This window comes from Psychroflexus sp. ALD_RP9 (genome assembly GCF_017311165.1).
Classification (GTDB): domain Bacteria; phylum Bacteroidota; class Bacteroidia; order Flavobacteriales; family Flavobacteriaceae; genus Psychroflexus.
Window position 1 is genome coordinate 2,274,925 of record NZ_CP062973.1, and the last position, 25,153, is coordinate 2,300,077.

Annotated in this window: 22 protein-coding genes and 1 tRNA gene; 17 read left to right on the forward strand and 6 right to left on the reverse strand. The window is 31.2% G+C overall.

Features of this window, described 5'->3' with window-relative positions; translation table 11 throughout:
• Window positions 1-134: 134 nt before the first annotated feature.
• Window positions 135-593 carry a DUF1456 family protein gene (locus tag IMZ30_RS10700; RefSeq protein ID WP_207038293.1) on the forward strand — a complete coding sequence of 153 codons (459 nt, stop codon included), beginning with the start codon at window positions 135-137 and terminating at the stop codon, window positions 591-593.
• 52 nt (window positions 594-645) lie between these two features.
• Here IMZ30_RS10700 and IMZ30_RS10705 read toward each other — a convergent pair whose 3' ends face one another.
• Window positions 646-1,146 (reverse strand): outer membrane protein, encoded by a 501-nt coding sequence (locus IMZ30_RS10705; RefSeq protein ID WP_207038294.1) that lies wholly within the window; start codon window positions 1,144-1,146, stop codon window positions 646-648.
• A 462-nt stretch (window positions 1,147-1,608) separates the two neighbouring features.
• Between IMZ30_RS10705 and IMZ30_RS10710 the strand changes: the two genes are divergently transcribed.
• The 14 genes from IMZ30_RS10710 to IMZ30_RS10775 all read left to right on the forward strand — a co-directional run bounded on the left by IMZ30_RS10710 (window position 1,609) and on the right by IMZ30_RS10775 (window position 20,060).
• On the forward strand, window positions 1,609-2,742 hold the full coding sequence (locus IMZ30_RS10710; protein WP_207038295.1) for a hypothetical protein: 1,134 nt from the start codon (window positions 1,609-1,611) through the stop codon (window positions 2,740-2,742).
• 4 nt (window positions 2,743-2,746) lie between these two features.
• Window positions 2,747-3,346: a hypothetical protein gene (locus IMZ30_RS10715; protein ID WP_207038296.1), complete on the forward strand. Its 600-nt coding sequence runs from the start codon at window positions 2,747-2,749 to the stop codon at window positions 3,344-3,346.
• 88 nt (window positions 3,347-3,434) lie between these two features.
• Window positions 3,435-3,635 carry a hypothetical protein gene (locus IMZ30_RS10720; RefSeq protein ID WP_207038297.1) on the forward strand — a complete coding sequence of 67 codons (201 nt, stop codon included), beginning with the start codon at window positions 3,435-3,437 and terminating at the stop codon, window positions 3,633-3,635.
• A gap of 731 nt (window positions 3,636-4,366) precedes the next feature.
• The gene (locus tag IMZ30_RS10725) at window positions 4,367-4,903 is read left to right on the forward strand and encodes an HD domain-containing protein (protein ID WP_207038298.1); all 537 of its coding nucleotides are present in this window, start codon (window positions 4,367-4,369) and stop codon (window positions 4,901-4,903) included.
• Between the two features lie 592 nt (window positions 4,904-5,495).
• Entirely contained in the window at window positions 5,496-6,044 is a 549-nt protein-coding gene (locus tag IMZ30_RS10730; RefSeq protein WP_207038299.1) for a hypothetical protein, read from the forward strand.
• A gap of 599 nt (window positions 6,045-6,643) precedes the next feature.
• Entirely contained in the window at window positions 6,644-9,067 is a 2,424-nt protein-coding gene (locus tag IMZ30_RS10735) for a TonB-dependent receptor (protein ID WP_207038300.1), read from the forward strand.
• A 59-nt stretch (window positions 9,068-9,126) separates the two neighbouring features.
• The gene (locus IMZ30_RS10740) at window positions 9,127-10,248 is read left to right on the forward strand and encodes a PepSY-associated TM helix domain-containing protein (protein ID WP_207038301.1); all 1,122 of its coding nucleotides are present in this window, start codon (window positions 9,127-9,129) and stop codon (window positions 10,246-10,248) included.
• A gap of 660 nt (window positions 10,249-10,908) precedes the next feature.
• Entirely contained in the window at window positions 10,909-12,477 is a 1,569-nt protein-coding gene (locus IMZ30_RS10745) for a type I restriction-modification system subunit M (RefSeq protein WP_207038302.1), read from the forward strand.
• The gene (locus tag IMZ30_RS10750) at window positions 12,477-13,097 is read left to right on the forward strand and encodes a GIY-YIG nuclease family protein (RefSeq protein WP_242529659.1); all 621 of its coding nucleotides are present in this window, start codon (window positions 12,477-12,479) and stop codon (window positions 13,095-13,097) included. The genes IMZ30_RS10745 and IMZ30_RS10750 overlap by 1 nt, the downstream gene beginning before the upstream one ends.
• A gap of 1 nt (window position 13,098) precedes the next feature.
• Window positions 13,099-14,325, forward strand: a complete 1,227-nt coding sequence (locus tag IMZ30_RS10755) for a restriction endonuclease subunit S (protein WP_207038303.1) — start codon at window positions 13,099-13,101, stop codon at window positions 14,323-14,325.
• A 5-nt stretch (window positions 14,326-14,330) separates the two neighbouring features.
• Window positions 14,331-14,729 carry a hypothetical protein gene (locus tag IMZ30_RS10760; protein ID WP_207038304.1) on the forward strand — a complete coding sequence of 133 codons (399 nt, stop codon included), beginning with the start codon at window positions 14,331-14,333 and terminating at the stop codon, window positions 14,727-14,729.
• Window positions 14,711-15,256: a hypothetical protein gene (locus tag IMZ30_RS10765; RefSeq protein WP_207038305.1), complete on the forward strand. Its 546-nt coding sequence runs from the start codon at window positions 14,711-14,713 to the stop codon at window positions 15,254-15,256. Before IMZ30_RS10760 ends, IMZ30_RS10765 begins: the two co-directional genes overlap by 19 nt.
• 412 nt (window positions 15,257-15,668) lie before the next feature.
• Entirely contained in the window at window positions 15,669-17,207 is a 1,539-nt protein-coding gene (locus IMZ30_RS10770; RefSeq protein ID WP_207038306.1) for a Fic family protein, read from the forward strand.
• Window positions 17,208-20,060: a type I restriction endonuclease subunit R gene (locus IMZ30_RS10775; RefSeq protein ID WP_207038307.1), complete on the forward strand. Its 2,853-nt coding sequence runs from the start codon at window positions 17,208-17,210 to the stop codon at window positions 20,058-20,060.
• A gap of 267 nt (window positions 20,061-20,327) precedes the next feature.
• Here the strand turns inward: IMZ30_RS10775 and IMZ30_RS10780 are convergent.
• The 3 genes from IMZ30_RS10780 to IMZ30_RS10790 all read right to left on the reverse strand — a co-directional run bounded on the left by IMZ30_RS10780 (window position 20,328) and on the right by IMZ30_RS10790 (window position 22,128).
• Window positions 20,328-20,401, reverse strand: a tRNA-Arg gene (locus IMZ30_RS10780).
• A 66-nt stretch (window positions 20,402-20,467) separates the two neighbouring features.
• Entirely contained in the window at window positions 20,468-21,376 is a 909-nt protein-coding gene (locus IMZ30_RS10785; RefSeq protein WP_207038308.1) for a bifunctional metallophosphatase/5'-nucleotidase, read from the reverse strand.
• The gene (locus IMZ30_RS10790) at window positions 21,373-22,128 is read right to left on the reverse strand and encodes a 5'-nucleotidase C-terminal domain-containing protein (RefSeq protein WP_207038309.1); all 756 of its coding nucleotides are present in this window, start codon (window positions 22,126-22,128) and stop codon (window positions 21,373-21,375) included. Before IMZ30_RS10790 ends, IMZ30_RS10785 begins: the two co-directional genes overlap by 4 nt.
• Before the next feature lie 68 nt (window positions 22,129-22,196).
• On the opposite strand from IMZ30_RS10790, the gene IMZ30_RS10795 reads away from it, so the two are divergent.
• Window positions 22,197-22,616, forward strand: coding sequence for a hypothetical protein (locus tag IMZ30_RS10795; RefSeq protein ID WP_207038310.1), 420 nt, complete (start codon window positions 22,197-22,199; stop codon window positions 22,614-22,616).
• A gap of 1 nt (window position 22,617) precedes the next feature.
• Here IMZ30_RS10795 and IMZ30_RS10800 read toward each other — a convergent pair whose 3' ends face one another.
• Entirely contained in the window at window positions 22,618-23,277 is a 660-nt protein-coding gene (locus IMZ30_RS10800; RefSeq protein ID WP_410523992.1) for a MarC family protein, read from the reverse strand.
• Between the two features lie 12 nt (window positions 23,278-23,289).
• Entirely contained in the window at window positions 23,290-24,492 is a 1,203-nt protein-coding gene (locus IMZ30_RS10805; protein WP_207038311.1) for an aminotransferase class I/II-fold pyridoxal phosphate-dependent enzyme, read from the reverse strand.
• Between the two features lie 155 nt (window positions 24,493-24,647).
• On the opposite strand from IMZ30_RS10805, the gene IMZ30_RS10810 reads away from it, so the two are divergent.
• Window positions 24,648-25,109, forward strand: coding sequence for an Lrp/AsnC family transcriptional regulator (locus IMZ30_RS10810; RefSeq protein ID WP_207038312.1), 462 nt, complete (start codon window positions 24,648-24,650; stop codon window positions 25,107-25,109).
• The last annotated feature ends 44 nt before the right edge of the window (window positions 25,110-25,153 follow it).

Consider the following 25,153-nt stretch of genomic DNA (forward strand, 5'->3'; position numbering starts at 1 on the left):
AATTACTCTAATAAATCTAAAGTTACTTTTAAAACTTAAAAATCTGATGCTTGTTTGTCTTAGGAATTTAAGTTTGATAAATCAATTGTTCTTATCAACTAATTCGCTTAATTTGTAATTTATTAAAAATAGACATGACAAATAATGATGTTTTAAGGCGATTGCGCTATACCTTTGATTTTTCTGATGATGAAATGATTCGCATTTTTGATTTAGGGGATTATAAAACAACACGTACTGAAATTAGTGATTGGTTAAAACCTGAAGATCACGCGTCTTATATCAATTTACCAGATAAAAAATTAGCTCATTTTCTAAATGGATTTATCAATCTAAAACGTGGTAAACGTGAAGGTGAACAGCCTGCAGCTGAATCGACAATGACTAATAACTTGGTTTTTAAAAAGTTGAAAATTGCATTGGCTTTAAAGACAGAAGATTTAATTTCTATTTTTAAGCAAGCTGATCTAGTAGTTTCTAAAAATGAAATTTCGGCATTTATGCGAAACCCAAAACAAAGTCAATATCGCCAATTACTAGACCAGTATTTGCGCAATTTTTTAATGGGTTTACAGCTGAAATACCGAACATAAAAAAACCGCTTCAATTATTTGAAGCGGCATGAAACTTCTTAAATAGTTAATTTTAAAATTGGTAACGAATACCGAGTGCTAAGTCAAACTCTAAGTCATCATTGTAATCTCCAAATCCTAACTCAGGTCTAGTATCGATAGACAATTGTAGCGGTATTTCACTAAAAATATACTCTATTCCTATTTGACCTGCAGCTAATAAAAATGTTTCATCTTCATTAAAAGCTGGTGAATTAGGAATGTTAACTTCATACTCATAACTACCGAAACCAGCACCAGCACCGGCATACCAATTAAAATTACCTTCTAAGTTCCAAACCCATTGGTAAACACCTGTTAGTTTAAAACCGTCAAAATCATCGCCATCATTCCAGCCAAGATCTATCTCTAAACGATTTTGTTCAGATAAACCATATTGATAAGAAATTTCTGAACCAAAACCATTGCCATCACCTAATCGTAAACCTAATGAATGTTTAGAAAATTGCTGAGCTGAAACTATTGTAGTTGATAAAACTAAGCCTAAGAATAATACTGATTTTAAAATTTTCATGATGTTTTTTTTAACAAATGTACAATATGCCTGCTGTTAACAAAATTTGAAATACTTCAACACTAAAATTTTTAATTGAATTTAACTTAATGCATAAAATATTGTAGCTTTAATAACATAGTTTTAAGGTTTAGCTGGCTTAAACTTAGTGAACTTTTAATGAGTTAAAGCTTGAAAGAATTCTGATTTAAGTAGGCAAAGTATTTAATTGTTTAGTTAATATGTATAGTAAATGCTTAGATTTAAAATAATTTTATAACTTTAAAGACTAAGTTATGAGTGGTTTATGAAATAATAATCTACAAAATCATTGAACTCATTTCTTCAACCGTATTGAAAACAAAATAATAATCTTTATCACAATTTTACATGAATATTTATAGCTTAAATCTTATTTCAATAATTTTCATATTCAGCAATTTATCTATCAAAGCTCAGCCGGCTGATACAATTTATGGTAAAGTGAAATCTATTAGAGAAAAGATTGAATTTTTAGATGAGGAACGTCAAAATTATAATTTAGCAGGTTTGTATGGTGATTATGGCCATTCAGGATGGAAACCTGAATTGGGTAAAAATAGTCGATTTAATATATGGTGGTACAATACACCACTAGTACATTATATTAATTATTACAAAGAGTTCGATGAAAAAGGTAACATAACTTTAATTGAATGGTATTTTAAAAATCAAAATTTAGTTAATAGAATAGAAAACAGTTACAATGAACTTGGAGACTTGATTTATCAAAAAATTACGGATAATCAGTTTGGTAAACGAATTAATGATTATAATGAATATTCAAGACTATATTCTTACGACGAGCATAAAAATATGATTCATTTAAAAACAACTTTTTCAGATAATTCATTCTCAATTAGTTCAAAATCATATGATAGCCTAAATAATTTAAAGAAAGAACTTTATTATCGTTCCAAATCCCCAAAAGAAATCAATTATTCAAAATATTTTTATGATGCAAATAGTAATCTTACTAAAATTAAAAGATTTGATGAAAATGGTGAAAGAAATGGTAAAAAATATGAATACGATAAAAAAAATAGAAGAGTAAAAATAATATTTCATTATCCTTTTAAATGGGTAAGGACAGAAAATCATATAAACCAAAAGCGTACAAAAAATGGTTCTGATTTTCTTTACCAGGTTTTTAGGTATGATAGTGAAAATAGAATTGTAGAAACAAAAACTTATAATCAAGGCTTATATATGTATGATAAAGTTGAAATTTCAGACGTTGAACGAAAAATTTTTGTGAATGATTTAATTAAAAAAATTATGCATTATGACAAAAATGACTCTCTAAAGTATTTTGAAGAATATACATATGATTCGCAAAAACGAATGATAAAGAAAATTGTGTCAAGCAATCACCAAAATGAGCCTACGCTTAAACTGAAATATTCATACAATGAACACGATTTTCCAACAAAGCTTATCTATATTGAGAATGGAAAAAAAACTGAAATTGATTTTGAATATGAGTTTGATTTAAATAATAATTGGATAAAGCAAACCAAAATTATCAATGGAGAAAAGTTATATAACTGGATAAGAAAAATTGAGTATTACAAATAAAAAAATGAGACTAAAAGCTAAGTTACTTTTATTAATAACAGTAGTAATTTCTATCAATTGTTCAACTGTAAACCAGAACAATTATCCTGATTATGTTATTGGAATTCAACCAAAAAAGCTGAAAAAGTTTTTTGACAAAGATAGTCTACATATTGTCTCACCTTCAGTTGAAATTTATTACAAAGTTAATGATGAAAGTTATCCAAAGTATAATGAACGGGACGATGTGAAGCAGTTTATAATAGAAACACTTAAATCAGAGCTTAACAAAAGTGCTTACTATAAATTAAATTTAATGTCAGAAGACTACTTGATGATTAATAAGACTCTCGAAAAAATAATTTTTAAAAAATATAAAAATCCGGAATGGATTATTAAAGCACCTGAAGAAATTTTAATTTCTAAAAAAAAATATACTTTACTAATAATGCTGACTGGTCATTATGGAGATACTAATAATGGGGTTTTTTATTTTTGTGTGATTAATAATGAAAAACGAATAATAGAAGTAGTTGATCGTTACAAGTTAAAAAAACATATTTTAAATACTAATCAAATTAAAGAAAACATACATTCAGCTATTAAAAGTCTTAATAATAATTAAAACAATATAAGTAATTGACCACTATTTAAAGTTAAGTTGAAAGCTTTCTTACATCATTATTTTAATAAAAATTGACTCCATTAATTATATGAAACCAAAAAAACAAGATTGGACAATAGCAAGAACACTTCTTTTTGCAATAGTTGGGGCTATGAATACCTTTTTCATTAAGCCTGAAGATATTGGTACCTGGAAAAATTATTTTGGATATTTATTTCTTTTGATAGCAGTAATACATGCTATTTTTATAATAAAAACATATTTTACTAGAAATGCCAACACCAAATAATTATATTTTTGCTTATACCATATTTAAATTTAACAGGTAAATTTTGAATAATAAAACGATATACTATTTTATAAATAGTACTTTGTTTATGGGTTGATTCTAGAAAGTAAAACTTAATATTGTCGTTTTCTTTCCATATATGATAAGTCTCAAAAGTATGCTTATTATAATCGTCTAATGCTTCGTGCCAAATGAATATTACTATAAAATCATTTTTATTTGGTATTTCTAATTTTTCATTAAAGGATTTGTTTAACTGATTTTTTTTGGAAGTTTTTTTAAATATCGCTTCCTTAACTCGTTTACATCTCATTTACCGCATTCTGTAATATGGATATCTAATTTATGTTATAAAAGTTTTCCTGAATTATCTATAATTAAAAACTTTGGTACTTGAAATCCTTTCTTTTCCTCAAATTCATTTATAAAGCTATTAAACTTATCTTTATTTTTAAATGTTAATTCGTTGATAGAATTTTTGAAATATCATAATTATCAAGATATTTCTTATTTTGTCCTGATGAAACAAAGCTTAAAAATGCTAAAACGATAAATGGTATTATTTTCATTCTGAATTGTATTTAAAGTTTTTTTTAGCTTATGAATCTAAATCTATTTATTCAGTTTATATGTGTTGTATTAATCACGGCCTTGGTTAAACAAAAATGTCTATATTATTAATAAAAATTATAAAGTGACTAATACTTAAAAGTTAAAATTACAAAAAACAAATGACTCAAGAAATTTACCAAGAAGCTATAAAATTTGCCACAAAAAAGCATCAGCATCAAACAGTGCCTGGAACTGAATCGAGTTATTTATGGCACCTTTCTAATGTAGCGATGGAAGTTATGATGGCTCACCAAATAAAAAATAATTTCGACCTTAATTATGCCATACAATTAGCACTACTTCATGATATTTTAGAAGATACCGATGCAGAATATTTAGAGTTAGAAGATAAATTCGGAGTAGAAGTAGCACAAGGAGTAAAGGCTTTGGCAAAGTATAACGACTTAACTTCTAAAAAAGAAAGAATGCTGGATAGTTTAAAACGGATTAAAGAAATACCAAAAGAAGTAAGTACCGTTAAATTAGCTGACAGGATCACTAACCTTCAAAAGCCTCCTAAATGTTGGCCAAAAGAAAAAATTGAAAATTACTGGGAAGAAGCAAAGCAAATCAACCAAATGCTTCAGGGTAAAAACGAATATCTAAGTAAACGCTTAGAAGAGAAAATAACTACTTACGAATCTTATACGAGATAAAACCTTATTATAACTTTTATCAAATAACTTATATAATTAAATTTATAATTGAATAACTTGGTAATCACTTAAGTCATTAAAGATATTTATTCAGTTATCATTGATTAGTTTTGCACATAAAAAAAGATAAACAAATAGGCATAAAGTAAACAATAATGTACTTTTAATTGTAGAATAAATTACATTAAATACAAAAAGTATTGTGCATAATATATAAAACAACTAAATTGAAATGATGAATCAATCGGAAATAGCGAAATTTATATTAATGCCTTAAGTATATATAGTAGAATTGAAATACATCAAACACTCATAGGCTTAAATTTGTTATGATAAGTCAAATGATAAAGTTCTAACCCCAAAAGTAAATTTACTATTCTCTGCAATCGCAGAAATATCAAGGCTTATGAAAGATTATAAAAAAGGAGAATCTGTCGATTATGACAAATTCTCCGCTTGGGTGACCGAATCTATTGATACCTCTAACTTATTTTCTGATATTGAGTAAGTTATGCTATTTAATATGTAATTTTGGAAAACTAAGCAGTTCTAATTACGGGAAGCTTACACATGAGCAAAACTCTGAGACAACATGAAAAATTACACCATAATACTTTTAATATCTAGCTTTTTAATACTTGTAAATTGTAAATCAAGATTGATTAATAAAACTGAAGAGACCATCGGCAAAATAAATAAACAAAGCGTTCTTATTGATCAGTTTAAAAAAAATGGACGGAATGATGCATTTATGAAATCAAAATTATACAATTACCAAAATTTTGAAATCTTAGAAGCAGAGTTTTTTGGTGATACGTTGATGAGAACTCAAATGAAAATTTACATGAAAGACAGTCTGATGATTAAATTTGAACACTATGGATTACGAGGATCGGACGCACGATTAGGCAAAGAAAAACCTTACGCAAAAGTTTTTAGTGAAATCTATTATTTTGAATCTCCTAGAAAAGGAATATTAAAATACAAAGAAATAAAAATTAAAAACTTCAGTGCTTTCAAAAAAGCAAAATCTGATTTAGATAAAATAAAATTTGAAATTACCGAAGTGAATCAAAATGACTACGAAATGGTACTAAGAAATTATGTAGATTTAATTCAGTTACATAATAAGACGAATTAATAAAAAATTTGAAGTAATTTCTGTGGTTGCCTATTTTTTGAATCACTAAAAGATTAAAGCTCACCTGATTTTATTAATATAAAAGATGTGTATTTTATAAAGCAAAGAATAACAAATACTTAGACAAAAAATCTTACATTTTAAAAAATTAGACAAAGCATCACAAAATGTCATAAACATATCATGATTAAACATAATCTGACATAAAAAATGCCTAAAGCGGTTTAAAATGAGTGTAAAGGTGTATAATAGGGTATAAGTGTGTAAATAACAATTTCAATAATAAAAATGATTTTTGGTGACTTCGATTAAATTTAAAAGCAAGAAGTTGAATCTAGTTTCAAATATAAGCCTCTAACCAACTACCAACAAAGTATATCAGTTTAAACCATAATTAGTTATAAAGTTTAAAATAAATACGGGATAATATGTTTAAACTCGTTAATTTTTGCCTTTGAAGCGAGGAAACATCTATTAATAACAGAAAATCAAATCCTTAAAAATTATTATTTAGATTTAGTATAAATAATTTTGTCATTCCATAGAACATATATATTTTTGCGGAAATTTTTATTTAAATTAAGTCTAAACAAAAACAAATGAAAAACTTATTACCATTACTCACTTTACTCTTGTTAACAAATTTAGCTTTAGCACAAAATGGTACAATATCAGGAACTGTAAAGGACAACAATCAATCACCTCTTTCAGGCGTGAATGTTTATTTTAAAGACACAACAATAGGCACACAAACAAATAAAAATGGCAAATTTGAAATCTCAAATTTAGAAAATGGCAATTACACACTTTTAATATCTTATTTGGGTTTCAAAACAAAAGAAATTCAACTTTCAGTTAAAAATAATCAAAACAAAAACTTAGAGACAATTACCCTTTACGAGGGAAATGAAATATTAAGCGAGGTTATTATAAACGGAAAACGTCGTAACAAGTTTTCAAGAAGAAAAACTGCTTATGTTTCAAAACTTCCTTTAAAGGATATCGAAAATTCGCAAGTTTATAGTTCAGTTACAAATGAAATCCTAAAATCACAAATTGTCACAAATTTTGACGACGCCTTAAAAAATGCAACAGGTGTAGAACAACTTTGGACTTCAACTGGTCGTGGTGGCGACGGTGCTGGATATTATTCGCTTCGTGGATTTTCTGTTCAACCACAATTGGTAAATGGACTTCCAGGTCTAACAAATGGAACAATAAATCCTGCAAACATTGAACGCATTGAAGTTCTAAAAGGTCCATCTGCAACTTTGTTTGGAAATGCAGTAAGCTCTTATGGAGGGCTTATAAATGTAGTTACTAAAAAACCATACGTAGGAACTGGTGGCGAATTATCTTTTACTTCTGGATCTTACGGACTAAATCAAATCGTCGGAGATTTCAATACTGCCTTAAGTAAAGAAGATAATTTATATTTCAGATTAAACACAGCTTACACAACAGAACAAAGCTTTCAAGATGCTGGTTTTAGAAAATCTTTTTTTATTGCACCATCATTATCATACAAGGTAAATAACCGTCTTTCATTTTCATTTTACGGAGAAATTACCCAAGCAGAACAAACCAATCCAACCTTTTTATTTCTAAATAGAAGTGCTCCAACTGTTGCATCAAATCTTGATGAACTTAATTACAACAATAAGTTGTCATTTACTAGTAACGATTTAACATTGCAAAATCCAACGCAGAATTACAGAATTGAAATGGATTATAAGTTAACGGATACATGGCGATCGCAAACCTTACTTTCCAAAAGCTCAACTTCTACAAAAGGTTACTATTCATACTTATTTGACTACGGTATTTTAGAGGGCAATACGTATACTCGTTTTATCAATAAACAGAATTCAAATACGCAAACAACCGATATTCAACAAAATTTCATCGGAGATTTCAAAATCGCTTCACTACGAAATAGAATGGTTATAGGTATCGATTATTTTAATGAAACGCAAACAAACAACAGCACTGGATATGCCTTTTATGGAAATGTTACGCCTGATGGTGGTTCTAACGGAGATAATCCTTTTACACCAGGTGTAGAGAATGATTCATATCCGCTTTCAACTTCAGGTGTTGATGCTGCATTAGCATCACAAGGCGTTAGTAACGTGAAGTCAAAATACCATATTTATAGTTTATATGCGTCTGATGTTATCAACTTTACAGACAATCTTTCGGCAATGATAGGTTTAAGATTAGACCATTTTGATAATGAAGGTGATTTAGCAAATCTTGATGATGATTATGATCAAACTACTTTATCACCAAAATTTGGTGTTGTTTATCAACCCATAAAGGATAAACTATCTGTATTTGGAAACTACCAGAATGGTTTTACTAATGTAGCACCTCAGTTAGTTGGTAATCCTGATGAAGGTCCGCAAACTTTAAAAACCTTTGATCCAGAACAAGCAAACCAATTAGAATTTGGTTTTAAAACAAATCTCTTTAATAATCGATTAAATGCCACGATTAGTTACTATGATATTAAAGTAAAAGACCGTGTAATAACTGATCCTTCATCGCCTTTTAACAAAATCCAAGGTGGTGAAGTGGTAAGTAAAGGCTTTGAAATTGAAATTAATGCCAATCCACTAAAAGGCTTAAATATAAGGGCTGGTTTTAGCAATAATGATAGTGAAACAATTGAAACTGATAATACTGAAATCTTAAACAAAAGACCACTTGAGGCAGGACCAGAAACACTTTATAATTTCTGGGCAAATTATGAATTTCAAAATGGTATCTTAGACGGTTTTGGCTTAGGCTTAGGATTTAATGGAGCAAGCGAACGTTTTGCAATCAACTACGAATCGACAGGTGAATTTATTCTACCAAGTTACACGATTGCAAACGCCTCTGTTTTTTACCAAGCTGATAAATACAGAGTTGGCTTAAAGCTGAACAATGCTTTTAACAAAGAATATTACAAAGGTTGGACAACCATTAACCCACAACAGCCTAGAGCATTATTGGCAAACTTCTCATATCAATTTTAATTAGTCAAGTTAAAAAGAGTAACTTTTTATTAAAGTTGCTCTTTTTTAAATTTTAAATAATGTCAGCTAAAAAAATCATATTTCAATTACATAAATATTTAGGTTTAACGACCGGTTTAGTAGTTTTTATTGTTTCTATAACTGGTTGTTGTTGGGCGTTTAGAGACGAAATTGAAAGCCTGTATGATGACTACAAAAAAGTTATACCACAAGACAAAGCAATTTTAACACCAACACAAGCAAAGAAATTAGCAAAAGATGTTTTTCCAAATAATACGGTTCACGGAACTTTGTTTAAAAAGGAAGACGATGCTATTGAAGTAATTTTTTATGATGCCGAACCAGAATTCTATCAAAGCGTTTTCTTAAATCCATATTCAGGGGAAGTAATTCAAGTTGATAATCATCTGTCAGGATTTTTTGCATTTATACTAAAAGGTCATATGCGGCTTTGGTTACCTAAAACTATTGGCGAACAGGTCGTAGGAGTTTCTATTTTAATTTTTATAGCAATCATTATTTCAGGATTTATACTATGGTTACCCAAAAAACGTAAAAACTTAAAACAACGTTTAAAATTTGATTGGAAAAAAACAACACGCTGGAAACGTAAAAACTTTGATTTGCATACGGTTGTTGGCTTTTACATCTGTTCACTCGCATTAATTTTAGCTTTTACAGGCTCAATGATGTCTTACAATTGGTTGAAATATGTGGTTTACAAATCAACAGGCGGCGAAAAAGTTCCCGCTTTTATTATACCTGAAAATCAAAGCGAAATTGAAGATAGAGAAAGTAAAGTTCCAATGGACTATTTAATTACAAAACTTTCAATTGAAAATCCAAATGCAGAAAGTTTTGAATTACACTATCCCAAAACAGCAGACGAAAGTATTTACGTTGAAGTTTCAAACACAAAAGGAATTTATTACGATTCAGATTTTAGATTTTTTGACCAAAACACTCTAGAGGAAATAGAAACACCAAGTATTTACGGAAAATATAAAGACGCAAAAGTAGCGGACAAAATTCAGCGAATGAATTACGACATACACATTGGAGCAATTGGTGGTATTGCTGGGAAAATTATTGCGTTTTTGGTTAGTTTGCTAACTGCGAGTTTACCTGTAACTGGAGTGTTATTGTGGTACGGGCGAAATTATAAAAAGAAAAAGTTTTGAAGAGTATTAAATCTAATACATAAATTACCATTCCACGCACTTTAATCCTAAGTCTATATTTAAGCAAAAAAAGTAATACATAACATTGTAAAACAAATTTAAGTATAAAAACCTATTAGTGTTGGTTTAAATTAGACATCAAAAATTCTTTAAATAACAAACAGCTTTCAACGGTATCAACGGTAAATCTAAACTAAAACTAGAGTAAGCCATTGTTTTAAGCATTGAAGCCATTGAAACTATAATTTATTAAAATTATGTTTTTCTATGTGATTGATGATGCTTTTTAAATCATTAAACACGATGTATCTACATGTATTTTTAAAAGTCTTCAGGTAATACAATGTATTTTCATGTATGTTAGTGTATGATTGTTACTAGTTTCTCAAAAAAACTTCATAAATACATAAAACCACATGATTGTACAGTAAGCAGCTATAATTGTACATTAAATTGCACTTCAACTAGCCTGAGTTTTTTTAAAGATACATCATAATTTGGACTAATTAATTTGCAATTAGTTGGTAAAACTCCCCTCAAAAACTTCAATCTTGAAATATTAAACCTATTCCACAAGCTAACAAATCTAATCGTATTTTAATTTGTGTGATAAAGTTAGTTTGGTTAGTTTTAAATATTCAAAAAAATAATCCTTTAAACATGTCTGAAGATCACAAAAAACAACTCGAAACTCAACTCTGGAATATTGCCAATGAACTCCGTGGTAAAATGGATGCAGACGAGTTTAGAGACTATATTCTTGGTTTTATTTTTTTCAAGTATTTATCTGAAAAAATGCATATTTACGCAGATGATTTGTTGAAAGATGATGGACTTCATTTTATTAATCTAAATACCGAAAATCCAGCCGATGCCGAATACCTGGATGCTGTTCGTGAAGAAACCTTGGGCAAATTAGGTTATTTTTTAAAACCTAACGAGTTATTTTCAGAAATTGCTAAACGTGGTAATAAACAAGCTGTTGACCAAAGTAATTTTATTATTGAAGATTTAACAGCCATCCTTAATAATATTGAACAAAGTACTTTAGGAACAGAGTCAGAAGACGATTTTGGCAACTTATTTGAAGATTTAGACCTTAATTCTACCAAACTAGGTAAAAGCGTAGAGGCAAGAAACAGTCTTATTGCCAAAGTTTTGGCGCATTTAGATAAAATAGATTTCAAGCTTCAAGACACCGAAAGCGATGTGCTAGGTGATGCTTACGAATACTTAATTGCACAATTTGCCAGTGGAGCAGGGAAGAAGGCAGGCGAGTTTTATACGCCGCAACAAGTTTCAAAAATTTTAGCAAAGCTCGTAACGCTAGGCAAGTCTAAAATTAAATCGGTTTACGACCCTACTTGTGGAAGTAGCTCTTTACTACTTCGGGTGGCTAAAGAAACAGATGTAGCCAACTTTTATGGGCAGGAACTAAACCGAACTACTTACAACTTAGCGCGAATGAACATGATTTTGCACGATGTGCATTACAAGCGTTTTGATATTCGCCAAGAAGATACACTAGAAAAACCACAGCATTTTGAAATGACTTTCGAAGCCATTGTGGCTAATCCACCTTTTTCTGCCAAATGGTCGGCTAACGATTTATTTTTAGGTGACGAGCGTTTTAGCAATTACGGTAAACTCGCACCAAAATCTAAAGCAGATTATGCCTTTGTACAACACATGATTCACCATTTAGACGAAAATGGAACCATGGCTGTTGTTTTACCACATGGCGCATTATTTAGGGGCGCAGCAGAAGGCCACATCAGGAAATATTTAATTCAAGAAAAAAATTACTTAGATGCTGTAATTGGCTTACCTGCCAATATTTTTTATGGTACCAGTATTCCTACCTGTATTATGGTGTACAAAAAATGCCGTGAAAACAGTAATAATATCTTGTTTATTGATGCTTCTGAAGATTTTGAAAAAGTAAAAACCCAAAACTATTTGACTGATGCGCATGTTGAAAAAATAATTACAACCTATCAAAACCGAGTTGAAGTCGATAAATACGCTTATGTGGCAACTCTAGATGAAGTTGAAGAAAACGACTACAATTTAAACATTCCACGTTATGTCGATACCTTTGAAGAAGAAGAACCCATAGATTTAGAGGCAGTTAGCCATAAGTTGAAGCAAATTGACCAAGATATCAGCGCTACAGATGCTGAAATAGAAAGCTTTTGTCAGGAGTTGAATATTAAAACGCCTTTTTAATGATGGTTAAGGGATACATGTATATTTTAAAATGTAGTAATGGAAGTTACTACACAGGAAGCACCAAACATTTAGAGCGGCGTTTGCAAGAACACCAAAGTGGAAATGCCGCCAAGCATACCAAAAAGTATTGGCCTGTTCAACTGGTTTATTTTGAAACTTTTAGCAGAATAGATCAAGCTTTTTACAGAGAGAAGCAAATACAAGGCTGGAGCAGAAAAAAGAAAGAAGCTTTAATAAATGGTTTCCCTGAAAAATTACATGAGTTAGCGCGGTGTTTGAATGAAACATCACACGTTGGCTTCGGCTCCGCTCAGCCAACGAGAAATGATGCGGTTGCCTTCGACTCCGCTCAGCCAACGGATGTCACGGTCGTTGAGCGGAGCCGAAACGACCTTTCCGAAAACGAAAATGCTGCTAAGAATGTTGCCTTCGACTCCGCTCAGTCAACGGATGATGAGATTGTTGAGCGAAGCCGAAACAACGAAGCTCAGTCAACGAGGAATGACGCAGTCGCTGAGCGAAGCCGAAACGAAGCGGTCGTTGAGCGGAGCCGAAACGACGAACCCACTAAAAGGCATGTTGAGCGGAGCCGAAACAAGCCTAAAACCCAACACTAAAATGAAAACCAACACTAAAAAAAACACACCCGAATTACGCTTTCCTGAGTTTGATGGGGAATGGAACCTATATAAACTAAAGGAGATTTCTAAAATTGAAAGAGGAAGGTTTACTCCTAGACCTAGAAACAATCCTATATATTATAATGGTGACATTCCTTTTGTACAAACCAGTGATGTTGTGAATTCTAATGGAATTATTTCACATTATTCACAGACTTTAAACGAGAATGGTCTTAAAGTCAGTAAATTATTTGAAAAGGGCACAATTTTAATTACAATAGCAGCTAACATTGGTTATACAGGTGTTTTAGATATAGACATGGCTTGTCCTGATAGTTTAGTTGGTATAATTTGTAATGATGGGTTTGATAATTTTTTTCTAAACTATTTGCTTTCAATTGAACAAGAAAGAATGGATAGGCTTGCATCTGCTGCAGCTCAAAAAAACATCAATATCCAATTTCTTAAACCGTACAAATTAATATTACCAAAACTCCCCGAACAACAAAAAATCGCTAATTTTTTAAGTCAGGTTGACCAAAAGATTGACTTGCTTAGTCAAAAAGTAGAACAATTAGCCTTGTACAAAAAAGGCGTGATGCAAAAAATCTTTAGCCAAGAGATTCGCTTTAAACAAGATGATGGAAATGATTTTCCAGATTGGGAAGAGAGAAAATTTAAGGATATTTTACATGAACATAAACTAAAGAGTACAGGGAAAGAAATAGTACACTCGGTTTCAGTTCACAAAGGTGTAATTAATCAAATAGAGCATTTAGGTAGAAGTTTTGCTGCAAAAAATACTGATAATTATAATAGAGTTTTACCTAATGACATTATATATACAAAAAGTCCAACAGGAGATTTTCCTTTAGGTATAATAAAACAAAGCCATTTAGATAAGGAAGTAATAGTATCTCCATTGTATGGTGTATTTACTCCTGAAACAAAAGATTTGGGTTACATACTACACGTTTATTTTGAATCAAATATTAATACTTCAAACTATCTAAGTTCAATAATTCAAAAAGGTGCAAAAAACACTATAAACATTACAAATACCACTTTTTTAAGTAAAAAAATGTTTCTTCCAGTTTCAAAAAAAGAACAAAACAAAATCGCTAATTTTTTAAGCGCGATCGACCGTAAAATTGAGTCCGCTCAACACCAATTAGAACAAACCCAAGAATTCAAAAAAGGCTTGTTGCAGAAAATGTTTGTGTAGGTATTATGGGAGAAAACAAAAAACATTTTTTTAATGATCAAAAAGAATTTAACCAAATGCGAAATCTTTACTTAAAAAGAGTTGAAGAAGAAATAAATACATATTTGTCTTTTTTAAACTTTACAGAAGTAAATACAAGAAATGGGGCATTAAAAGAAATTTCTTTGACTATTATTTCTACATTATTAAGAAAATGCTTTGATTTAAAACTAATTTCACAAACAAAAGATCGTAATAAATTTAATTCTGTCATTCATACTGTTCAGGCTTTTCACTTAGAAAATGGAGATGTTTATGTATTGAGTGATAATGACATTAAATATAAGCGTAAACCGACGTTGGTTAATTATAAATTTTTAACTGAACTTAAGGAACAAGTCATAAAATGGAAAACCAGCTCTTAAACATCATACAAACGCAAGGTGTTTTAATAATGACTTTAAAGCACAATGTTGACTATATGGAAGCTTATGTCGATTTTAGACATAAGGAGCTTAAAAATATAAATCATCTTTTGCGATTGTATCATTTAGTACAAAATGATTCAGTATTAATACTTTATAAGCTTATAAAAAATGATGAATCTTATAGCTTAGACAATTTAAAAGCCTTGTTGTTCAGTAATAAACTAATTGATAAAACAGACAATTTTCTAAAGGCAGTAAGTATTTCAAAAAAAATAAAGAAAAAATATGAACAGCTAAATATTAAAGATATTAGAGATACTCATGTAGGGCATTTCGATTATAGAAGGAGTGAGCATTACATAAAAGCAATAGAATTTAAACTCTTGAGCGATTATCTTCAAGATTATTTTTGGAATATTGAAAGTCTATTTGGTGAAGAAAGAACAGATGTAGATAGATTTTCATATAAGTCATTGATACCAATTCTAGATTTAGAGATCAAAAATTATGAAAAGAACAATTAATAAGATTTGTAATACAACAATTAATCCAAGCCTTTAGAAAATTTAAATAGACTTTTGTTATATGTTTAAAATGAGTTGTTTATAACTTAAAAAATTAAAATTTTTACAGATATAAAAATCAAAACTATATTTGCGGCAACAGTACATACCACGCTTACCCATAAGAACAGCGTCCCAGGGTGTGTTTTTTTTTATATCTTAGTTTTGCTAAGGCTATAAATGCAGATCATGTTTAGCAAAAAACCACTTACCATAAGGCCACATGATTTTTTAATTTTAAAAAACCTTTACACAAAAATACTTCATTACATTTTTAAGTACTTTTCATATTTCAGTAAAATAATAAGTGTTTTTCACTTGTTGTAATCATTTTTCAGCTACATTTGAAAATAAATGTTTTTCATTTTTAAGCATGAATACTAAGCAATATTCATTCAGCATACATAATTTTCACGGAAGACAAGCGCCAGAACCTGGTTTGTTAGTGGGTTATGCTGCTATTATAGAAGCGCATCAGCTTCAAGTGCCATTACCTCAAAAACTAGCTTTAATAAGTCAAAAAAATCGCCGTTACAGCACTTCAGGATGGCAAGTTTTAACGCCAAGACACACACCCGAAGATAATTTATACAAACAATTGGTATTTGCTTTAAAGTATGAAGGAATTAATCTTTTAGTGATTAAAGCCCTATTTACGCATATTGATAAAGATCATATTACCAACATGATTACTTCAGAAGCACTGGGTCAGTACAGCAGAAAACTTTGGTTTTTGTATGAATGGTTGTTAAACGAACAGTTAGACATACCAGATTTAAAAACAGGTAATTATGTACCCTTACTAGATCAAAAACTACAATATGCCATAACCGGGACAAATTCAGCGCGGCATAGAATTATTAACAACCTGCCAGGCACAAGAGAATTTTGTCCGTTAATCTATAAAACCGATAAATTAGAAGCTTACATCAACGCTCAATTAGCTAAGCAAAAAAACAAGTATTTAGCCAATTTTCAAACGTCTATTCTGCAACGAGCCTCTTCATTTTTGCTTTTAAAAGATTCTAAAGCATCCTTTAGCATAGAGCAAGAAAATCCTGGAACAAACAGAGCCATGCGCTGGGGAAAAGCCATTGGCCAAGCTGGAAGTAAACCACTAAGCATAGAAGAGTTAGAACGTTTACAGCAAATTATTATAGAAAATGCTCGATTTGTAAAGCTAGGTTTAAGAAAAGAAGGCGGTTTTGTAGGCGAACATGATCGGCTTACGGGTGAACCTATTCCAGCGCATATTTCTGCTAAAGAAGAAGATTTATTATCGCTATTAAATGGCTTAGTAAAGGCCAACCAACGCATGCAAGATGAAGGCTTTGATGCAGTACTTGCGGCAGCCGCCATAGCTTTTGGCATGGTATTTATACATCCATTTCAAGATGGTAATGGTCGTTTACACCGATACATAATTCATCATATCTTAGCCAAAAAAAGATTTACAAAACAAGGCGTTATTTTTCCAATTTCGGCTTCAATTCTAGACCATATCGAAGATTACAGAAAGGTGCTAGAAAGTTATTCGCATCCTTTATTAGATGTTATTGAATGGGAAGCAACTTCAGACCATAATGTGAAGGTGGTCAATGAAACTATTGATTTTTATCGTTATTTTGATGCCACCAAACAAGCCGAATTTTTGTATGATTGTGTTAGCGATACACTCAACCGAATTATTCCAGAAGAAGTGAATTATTTGTTGAAGTATGACGAGTTTAAAGCTTTTATAGATGAAAATTTTGAAATGCCCGATAAACTGCTCGCTACCTTGGTGCGTTTTTTAGAACAAAATGAAGGCATACTTTCAAAACGAGCATTGAATAAGGAATTTTCTGCATTAACTGAAAATGAAGTAAAAGCAATACAAGAACATTATAATAAAATCTTTTTAGACGTATAAATGACACGACAAAGCGAAGCAGCATTAGAAGAACAACTCCTTAAACAATTACAAGGTTTAGGATATCAACGGCTAGTCATTAAAAACGAAGCAGAATTATTAGCTAATCTAAAACAGCAGTTAGAGAAACACAACGGTGTGCAATGGTCATCAACAGAGTTTCAACGGGTACTCAATATTCTCAATAAAGGTTCGGTCTTCGAGCGGTCTAAGCTGATTCGCCAAAAACAACAAATCGAGCTTGATAATGGAGATATACAGTATTTTGACTTTTTAAATACACAAGCTTGGTGTAAAAATCAATTTCAGGTTACCCATCAAATTACCATCAATGGTAAATATGAAAATCGTTATGATGTTACGATACTCATCAACGGCTTACCATTAGTTCAGATTGAGTTAAAACGTCGCGGTTGTGAAATGGCTGAAGCGCACCGCCAAATCTTACGTTATAAAAGCCATTCATTTGGTTCAGGTTCAGGCTTATTTCAATTGGTGCAATTGTTTGTCATTTCTAATGGAGTTAATACCAAGTATTTTGCCAATAATCGATTAAAGGCACTTAATTTCAAGCAAACTTTTTATTGGGCTAAAGAAGATAATTCAAAAATCACCCAACTTTCAAAGTTTGCAGACTGCTTTTTAGAGCCTTGTCAATTGTCAAAATTTATCAGTCAATATATTGTTTTAGCTGAAACCGATCGCATTTTAATGGCATTAAGGCCTTACCAATACTATGCCACAGAAAAATTAATAGATCGGGTTAAAAAGTCAAACAAAAACGGCTACATCTGGCATACTACAGGTTCAGGAAAAACTTTAACGTCTTTTAAAGCTAGTCAAATTATAAAAGATATTCCTGAAGTCACTAAAGTGGTTTTTGTGGTCGATCGTCGAGACCTCGATTATCAAACCACAAAAGAATTTAATAGCTTTTCTGATGGCAGCGTCGATGGGACAGATAATACCAAAGCTCTGGTTAAACAATTTGGGGATGACACTAAATTGATGGTGACCACTATTCAGAAATTGAATAACGCCATTATGAGCAAACGCTACGAAACTGAGATGCAGCCGCTAAAAGATAAGAAGATGGTATTTATTTTTGATGAATGTCATCGCTCGCAATTTGGAGAAACACATAACCGCATTACCAAGTTTTTTAATAAGGTTCAGTTATTTGGCTTTACAGGTACACCGATTTTTGCCGATAATGCCATTAAAAATCAATTAGGTAAGCGCACCACGACAGAATTATTTGGGGATTGTTTGCATAAATACGTGATTACCGATGCCATTAGAGACGAAAACGTTCTTAAATTTTCGGTAGAATATGTAGGCCGCTATAAACAAAAAGCAGAAAGCAGTCTCAATTTTATAGATATTGATGTAGAAGATATCGATACCAAAGAAGTATTAGAATCTGAAGACCGTATTGATAAAATAGCCAATTACATTATTAAATCGCATCCTGTAAAAACACATCATAACGTATTTACGGCAATGCTCTGTGTAAGCAGTATAGATGCCTTAAAGATTTATTATGAAGCCTTTAAGCGTAAAAAGGAAGAAGGCTTACATAACCTAAGTGTTGCTACCATCTTTTCTTATGAAGCTAATCAGGAATTAGATGAAGCCGATGGTGATACCACTTGGCAACAACAAGCTGCAGAACCAAGGCAGACTTACTATTCTAACAACCGCGAAGCTCTTGATGCTTACTTAGAAGATTATAACCATCAATTTAAAACTAAATTTTCTACCAAATCCAGCCAAGACTTTTATAATTATTACAATGATGTCGCGAAACGTGTTAAAGACCGAAAAATAGATTTATTAATCGTTGTCAATATGTTTCTCACTGGATTCGACAGCAAACACCTGAACACCTTATACGTTGATAAAAATTTGAAATACCACGGATTAATTCAGGCATATTCGCGAACCAATCGCATTATAAATAAGCAAAAATCACATGGTAATATAGTGGTATTTAGAAATCTAAAAGAAGCCACCGACGAAGCCATTGCTTTATTTTCTAATAAAGAAGCCAAAGACACCATTTTAATGGAGCCTTATGAAGATTATATTTCAGCTTTTGAAGAAGCTTTTGCAGAGTTAAAAGCCGTTGCTCCAACCGTTGATAGCGTTAATGAATTAGCTTCAGAAATCGAAGAAGAGCAGTTTGTTAAACGCTTTAGAGCATTGATGCGTGTGGTGAACGCACTAAGTACTTTTTCAGATTTTAACTTTGCTGACTTAGAAATGGATGAGCAGACTTTTGAAGATTACAAAAGTAAATATTTAGACATTTATCAAAAAACCAAAGAACATACTGAACCTGAAAAAGCTTCGATACTTAACGACGTCGATTTTGAAATTGAGCTCATGCATAAGGATGAAATCAATGTTGCCTATATTTTAAATTTGCTAGCTCAAATTAATGATAGTAGTGATAGTTTAGACCAGAAGAAAAAGCGCCAACAGATATCAGATATTCTTTCGGGAGATTTAGATTTACGAAGTAAAAAAGAATTGATAGAGAAGTTTATCGATGAGCAACTCATAGGGCAAAAAGTACATAATGTTCAGGAAGCCTTTGATGCTTATTGGAGTAAAGAACAGCGTAAAGCCTTTAAGCAAATCTGTGAAGATGAACAATTAAAAGAAGCTCAGGTTGAAAAAATAATTGAAGAAAAACTCTTTGCTGAAGAAGTTCCAGCTCTACGTGAAAAAGTCCGTAAAGCTATGAAAGAGAAGCAATCTATTTTAGTTCGCAAGAAAAGCATCCCAAGAATTATCGATAAAATTAACGAATTCATCACTACTTTTATAGAAGGTATGGCAGCCTAGAAAACAAGTTTATGAAAACAGTTTTACTGATCAATAAACATGTAGAAAATGTTCTCGAAGACCAACCAAGTCGAGAAGAAGTATTTTTAATGATGATTACGATATTGCAGATTACTATATCAACATAGTAAAAGAAGAACTTGATTTTATTTAATATGATTAAATAGGATTATTAACTAAAAAATAAAGGCGACACATTTGGCGACACATATTAAAGTATTAAAACACAAAACCCATTGATTATCAATGGGTTTTAAATTATACAAGTGACCGCGGCAGGATTCAAACCTGCAACCCTCAGAGCCGAAATCTGATATTCTATTCAGTTGAACTACGCGGCCAATATTGTGGTGACAAATATAATGAGTTATTCTGTTTTACAAGCTAGTTTGCAATCTATTATTATTTTAAACTTCTAGAGATGTTCCAGAATTCTGCCAATTTTCGACATCATTTAAATAAAAATCGATACGACCCATATTTATTCCTGCCCAACCGACTTGATTTACAATTACGTTTTTTCCTTTGGCATTTTTAATTTGTGTAGGTTGGTCTAAAAAGGTGTGTGTATGTCCACCAATAATTAAATCAATATCCTGCGTTTGTTTGGCTAGTTTTAAATCATCAATTTTTTTACTCTTATAGCTATATCCTAGGTGAGATAAACAAATAATGAGGTCACAATGTTCATTTCGTTTTAAAATTTTAACTTGATCTTTGGCAACTTCAACTGGATCTAAATATTTAGTCTCCTTATATAAATCTTTTGATACCAGTCCTTTGAGTTCTATACCCAATCCAAATACACCGATGTTGATACCATCAATTTCGTAAACTTGATAGGGTTTTGTTAGTCCATTTAAACTGGTGTTACTTAAGTCGTAGTTAGCATTAAGTAAGTCAAATTGTGCATACTCTAGTTGAGCAGCAATGTTATCTATACCGTTGTCAAATTCATGATTTCCAATAGTAGAGGCATGATAACCTAGCTTAGACATGATTTTATACTCTAATTCACCTCCATAAAAGTTAAAATAAGGTGTGCCTTGAAATGCATCACCAGCATCAAGTATTAAAGTGTTTGGATTTTCTTTTTTAACATGATTAATATAATTAAACCGCCGTTTTGCACCACCTAAATTTGGATATTTAGAATGGTTTTTAGGAAACGGGTCTATATGGCTGTGAACATCATTGGTGTGTAATATAGTGATATGTTTTTGGTGCTGAGGTTTTGTAAAACTACTTAAACCTATACCAGAAACGCCAATGGCAGCTGCTGTTGTGGTTGTTTTTATAAAGTGTCTTCGTTTCATGGTTTTGGATAGAGTTGCGTAAAACGTGAATCTACTTTTGAGCTTAAAGTGTCTTGTTGCTCAAAATAATCAATCAATAAACTTCTTAATTTGTAGTTTAAATTATAGGTAGTGTCTGCTTTGGTGAAAAACGACATATGATCGCCACCTTTTACCAAATAGTCTGAAGTAGCAACATAATAAAATGCTTGATCAAGTGGTTTACCATTAACTTCAACTGATTGTATTTGCCCATTAGCTTTTAAATTAAGTTTCAGTCCAGCAATCGGGTGAGCTCGTTTAGCTTCAACTAAGTAATTGATAAGTTGCTTAAAACGGACTGAATCTAATTTTGCCACAACAATTTCATTTTCAAATGGCATAATATTATAAGCCGTTCTTGTGGTGACTTCTCCTTTATTAATGCCACCTCTAATTCCACCGTAATTGAGTAAAACAGCATCTATTTTTAGATTTTCACGCTGATTAAAAATTGGTTTAGCTAATTCAAGCACTGCATCAGCCATTAAATTTCCGATGCTTGTGTTTAAATTTGCTTCACTTTTAAACATCGCTTTTGGCGAGTAAGCGAGGACTTTGTTCATTTCGTTATTGATCTTTTCACGGTAAGGTTTTACAAACTCCTCGATTTCATTAGGCTTATCGAAAGTTGAATCAATTTCTACTTGCTTGGTGTCAATTTTACCGACATTGTAGGTCTTTGTTTGACAAGAAAGTAGAATACAGCACAAGGCTAATAAATAAATTCTCATTTAATTTTATTTTGATTTTACAATTATAACTATTTTTACAACAGATTTAATCTTTTAAATAAATGTTTATGTGGTCAAAACGGAATTTCTTCTTATTAAGTTTAGTGTGTATTTTAGGATTTTCATCTTGTAGTACAAAAGTAGAATTTCCTGTGTCTGAGGTAGTACCTTCGGCTGAAGCTACTGCAAAAATTTCTAAAGATGATAATGATAATTTTCTAGTTGAGGTTGATATAAACAATTTAACAAAGCCAGAACGTTTAAGCCCTAAACGAAAATTTTATGTGTTATGGGCCGAAACTGCTCAAGGAAGTGTAAACTTAGGTCAAATAAAAGTAAAGGAATCTACATTTAGTTCGAGTTTATATGCAGAAATTAAGGCTTCTTTAGCACTCAAACCTACGCGTTTAGTAATTTCAGCTGAAGACCAGCTAAACCGAAATTCACCTAGTACGTTTACAATTCTAGAGACTAATATTAGGTATTAAGTTAAGACTGATTTAATATATCTGTAATAATTGGTTTTAAGCCGCTGAAGAAAAATTCAACAGCAATGACCATCACAATTAACCCCATTAGTCTCATTAACACGTTATTTCCAGTTTCACCTAATGCTTTTATAATTCGTGAGGAACTAAATAAAATTAAGTAGGTGAGTGCAACTACCAATATAATACTTAAAATGAGCACTAATTTAAATTCAATTGTTTTAGCATCTTCCATTAAAACAATGGAATTGGTAATTGCACCTGGACCGCAGATCATTGGAATAGCTAGCGGTGTAATTGAAATATCATTTACATAGGTGTTGATCTTACTACTATTAACTTTTACAGTACTTAGCCGAGCTTGAAGCATATCCATTCCCATTAAAAAGAAAATAACGCCACCAACAATTCTAAAACTATTAACCGAAATTCCAAAAAAATTAAATAATAATTGGCCTGAAAATGCAAATGCAATAATGGTAAATAATGACACTAATGAGGCCTTTTGAGCAGTTTTAGTTCTATGATAACGATCTAAATCTTTTGTCATCGTCATAAAGATAGGCATAGTCCCTAGTGGATTAATTAAAGTAAAAATGAAGTAAAACTTAAAATACCAAACGTAAGATACTCTGTCATAACTATGTGAATTTTTAATCACTTAAATGTCTATTTATTTTTGTAAATGTAATAATTTAAAACACTTCACAATAGCTTTGTATGTCCGTTCTATATCAAAATCTAAACCAATAGAAAACCGAACTAGACCTTCACTTAATCCCATTTTAAGCTGTTCTTCTGCACTAATTTCTGAAGATGTTGAACTGCCTGAGGCGGTAAATAATGTTTTGTAAAAACCAAGGCTTACAGCGAGATAGCCTACATTTTCGGCTTGTAAAGCTTCCATAAACGCATTTGCCTGCTTTAACGTCCCTAAATCGAGTGTTAGTAAGCCGCTGTACCCGAATTCAGGATGTATCTGTTGCTGCATTTTTAGATGACTTTTGTGCGACTTTAATCCTGGATAAACGACTTTAAAGCCATCTTCTTCTAAGCGTTGGGCCAAGTACATAGCATTTTTACTGTGCTGTTGCATACGTATTGGTAAGGTCCTAAGGTTTTTAAGAATGGAGGCTGCTCTTAAACTATCAAGCGTTTGCCCTAAAAGCATTGCAGCTCCATGATTCACATCTTTCAATGCATTAATAAATTCAGTTGAACCACAAACAACACCGCCAACCGTATCTGAAGAACCATTAATAAATTTGGTTAGGCTGTGAATAACCACGTCTGCTCCAAATTCTGAAGGTGTAATTACTAAAGGTGTAAATGTATTATCTACAATAAATGTAAGCTTATATTTAACTGCTATTTTTTTTAAGCTGGTTAAGTCAGCCACTTCAAGTAAAGGATTACTTAAAGCTTCACAGTATAAAATTTTAGTGTTAGAGTTAATAGCAGCTTCAACTTGATTGAGGTTTGTAATATCTACAAAATGAGTTTTAATTTTGAAATCAGGCAGAAAATTTTTCATAAAAGCATAAGAACCACCATAAATAGTTCGGCTTGATACGATTTCGTCTCCAGATTTACATAGTTGTAAGATAACCGATGTAATCGCGCCCATACCAGATGCGAAAACTTGTGCATCTTCAGTCGCTTCCATTTTTGCTAAGGCATCACATAAATACTGATTGCCTGGTGATGAATGTCTGGAGTAAAGGTAACATCCTTCTTGAGTGCCTTCAAAAGTATCACTCATGGCTTTAGCTGTTAAAAATGTGTAGGTAGAGCTATCTGAAATAGAAGGATTTACACCGCCTTGTTCACCGAAGTATTGAAGATCTTGAATAGCATTTGCTGGTTGATGTTTCATAATGTCATATTTTTCAGCAAAATTTATAAATCGATGAATAAAAATCAAATATTAATTGTTTATTTAGTAATTTTAATTAATAAACTAAATTATAGTAAAAAAATATTCTATATTTACTTCATTAGGTGAGTTCAATTAGATAAATTTACAAAGGAATGGCAGTTTTAGATCAAACAGATAAACATTTACTTAACTTATTACAAGAAAATGCGCGCTTTACAACTAAGCAATTGGCCTTAAAACTAAACTTATCTCCAACTGCAATTTATGAACGGTTAAAAAAATTAGAAAGACAGAATTATATAGATCGTTACGTAGCTTTAGTTAATCCCAAAAAAATACAGAAAGATTTTGTGACATTTGTGATGATTCAATTAAAAGAACACACCCAGGCATCAATAGCTGCTTTTGAACGTGAAATAGCTTTAATTCCTGAAATTGTAGCTTGTTTTCATGTGAGTGGAACTTACGACTATTTGATTAAAGTTAATTTAGACGAAATGTCAAGTTTTAGGATTTTTATGGTCGAAAAACTAACTAAAATTCCTCATATTAGTAACACTCAGTCAGCTTTTAGCATCAAAGAAGTGTTTAATCACACCGCTCTAAAGTTATAAAGCTGTTATTTACTTCAGTAAGCTTTTATTGCGCATCAAAATAT

Bases quoted from the DNA above. Each gene is read 5' to 3' on its own strand.
- IMZ30_RS10700 (WP_207038293.1), top strand. From the start codon at position 135: ATGACAAATAATGATGTTTTAAGGCGATTGCGCTATACCTTTGATTTT.
- IMZ30_RS10705 (WP_207038294.1), bottom strand. From the start codon at position 1,146: ATGAAAATTTTAAAATCAGTATTATTCTTAGGCTTAGTTTTATCAACT.
- IMZ30_RS10715 (WP_207038296.1), top strand. From the start codon at position 2,747: ATGAGACTAAAAGCTAAGTTACTTTTATTAATAACAGTAGTAATTTCT.
- IMZ30_RS10720 (WP_207038297.1), top strand. From the start codon at position 3,435: ATGAAACCAAAAAAACAAGATTGGACAATAGCAAGAACACTTCTTTTT.
- IMZ30_RS10725 (WP_207038298.1), top strand. From the start codon at position 4,367: ATGACTCAAGAAATTTACCAAGAAGCTATAAAATTTGCCACAAAAAAG.
- IMZ30_RS10730 (WP_207038299.1), top strand. From the start codon at position 5,496: ATGAAAAATTACACCATAATACTTTTAATATCTAGCTTTTTAATACTT.
- IMZ30_RS10735 (WP_207038300.1), top strand. From the start codon at position 6,644: ATGAAAAACTTATTACCATTACTCACTTTACTCTTGTTAACAAATTTA.
- IMZ30_RS10740 (WP_207038301.1), top strand. From the start codon at position 9,127: ATGTCAGCTAAAAAAATCATATTTCAATTACATAAATATTTAGGTTTA.
- IMZ30_RS10745 (WP_207038302.1), top strand. From the start codon at position 10,909: ATGTCTGAAGATCACAAAAAACAACTCGAAACTCAACTCTGGAATATT.
- IMZ30_RS10750 (WP_242529659.1), top strand. From the start codon at position 12,477: ATGATGGTTAAGGGATACATGTATATTTTAAAATGTAGTAATGGAAGT.
- IMZ30_RS10755 (WP_207038303.1), top strand. From the start codon at position 13,099: ATGAAAACCAACACTAAAAAAAACACACCCGAATTACGCTTTCCTGAG.
- IMZ30_RS10760 (WP_207038304.1), top strand. From the start codon at position 14,331: ATGGGAGAAAACAAAAAACATTTTTTTAATGATCAAAAAGAATTTAAC.
- IMZ30_RS10765 (WP_207038305.1), top strand. From the start codon at position 14,711: ATGGAAAACCAGCTCTTAAACATCATACAAACGCAAGGTGTTTTAATA.
- IMZ30_RS10770 (WP_207038306.1), top strand. From the start codon at position 15,669: ATGAATACTAAGCAATATTCATTCAGCATACATAATTTTCACGGAAGA.
- IMZ30_RS10775 (WP_207038307.1), top strand. From the start codon at position 17,208: ATGACACGACAAAGCGAAGCAGCATTAGAAGAACAACTCCTTAAACAA.
- IMZ30_RS10785 (WP_207038308.1), bottom strand. From the start codon at position 21,376: ATGAAACGAAGACACTTTATAAAAACAACCACAACAGCAGCTGCCATT.
- IMZ30_RS10790 (WP_207038309.1), bottom strand. From the start codon at position 22,128: ATGAGAATTTATTTATTAGCCTTGTGCTGTATTCTACTTTCTTGTCAA.
- IMZ30_RS10795 (WP_207038310.1), top strand. From the start codon at position 22,197: ATGTGGTCAAAACGGAATTTCTTCTTATTAAGTTTAGTGTGTATTTTA.
- IMZ30_RS10805 (WP_207038311.1), bottom strand. From the start codon at position 24,492: ATGAAACATCAACCAGCAAATGCTATTCAAGATCTTCAATACTTCGGT.
- IMZ30_RS10810 (WP_207038312.1), top strand. From the start codon at position 24,648: ATGGCAGTTTTAGATCAAACAGATAAACATTTACTTAACTTATTACAA.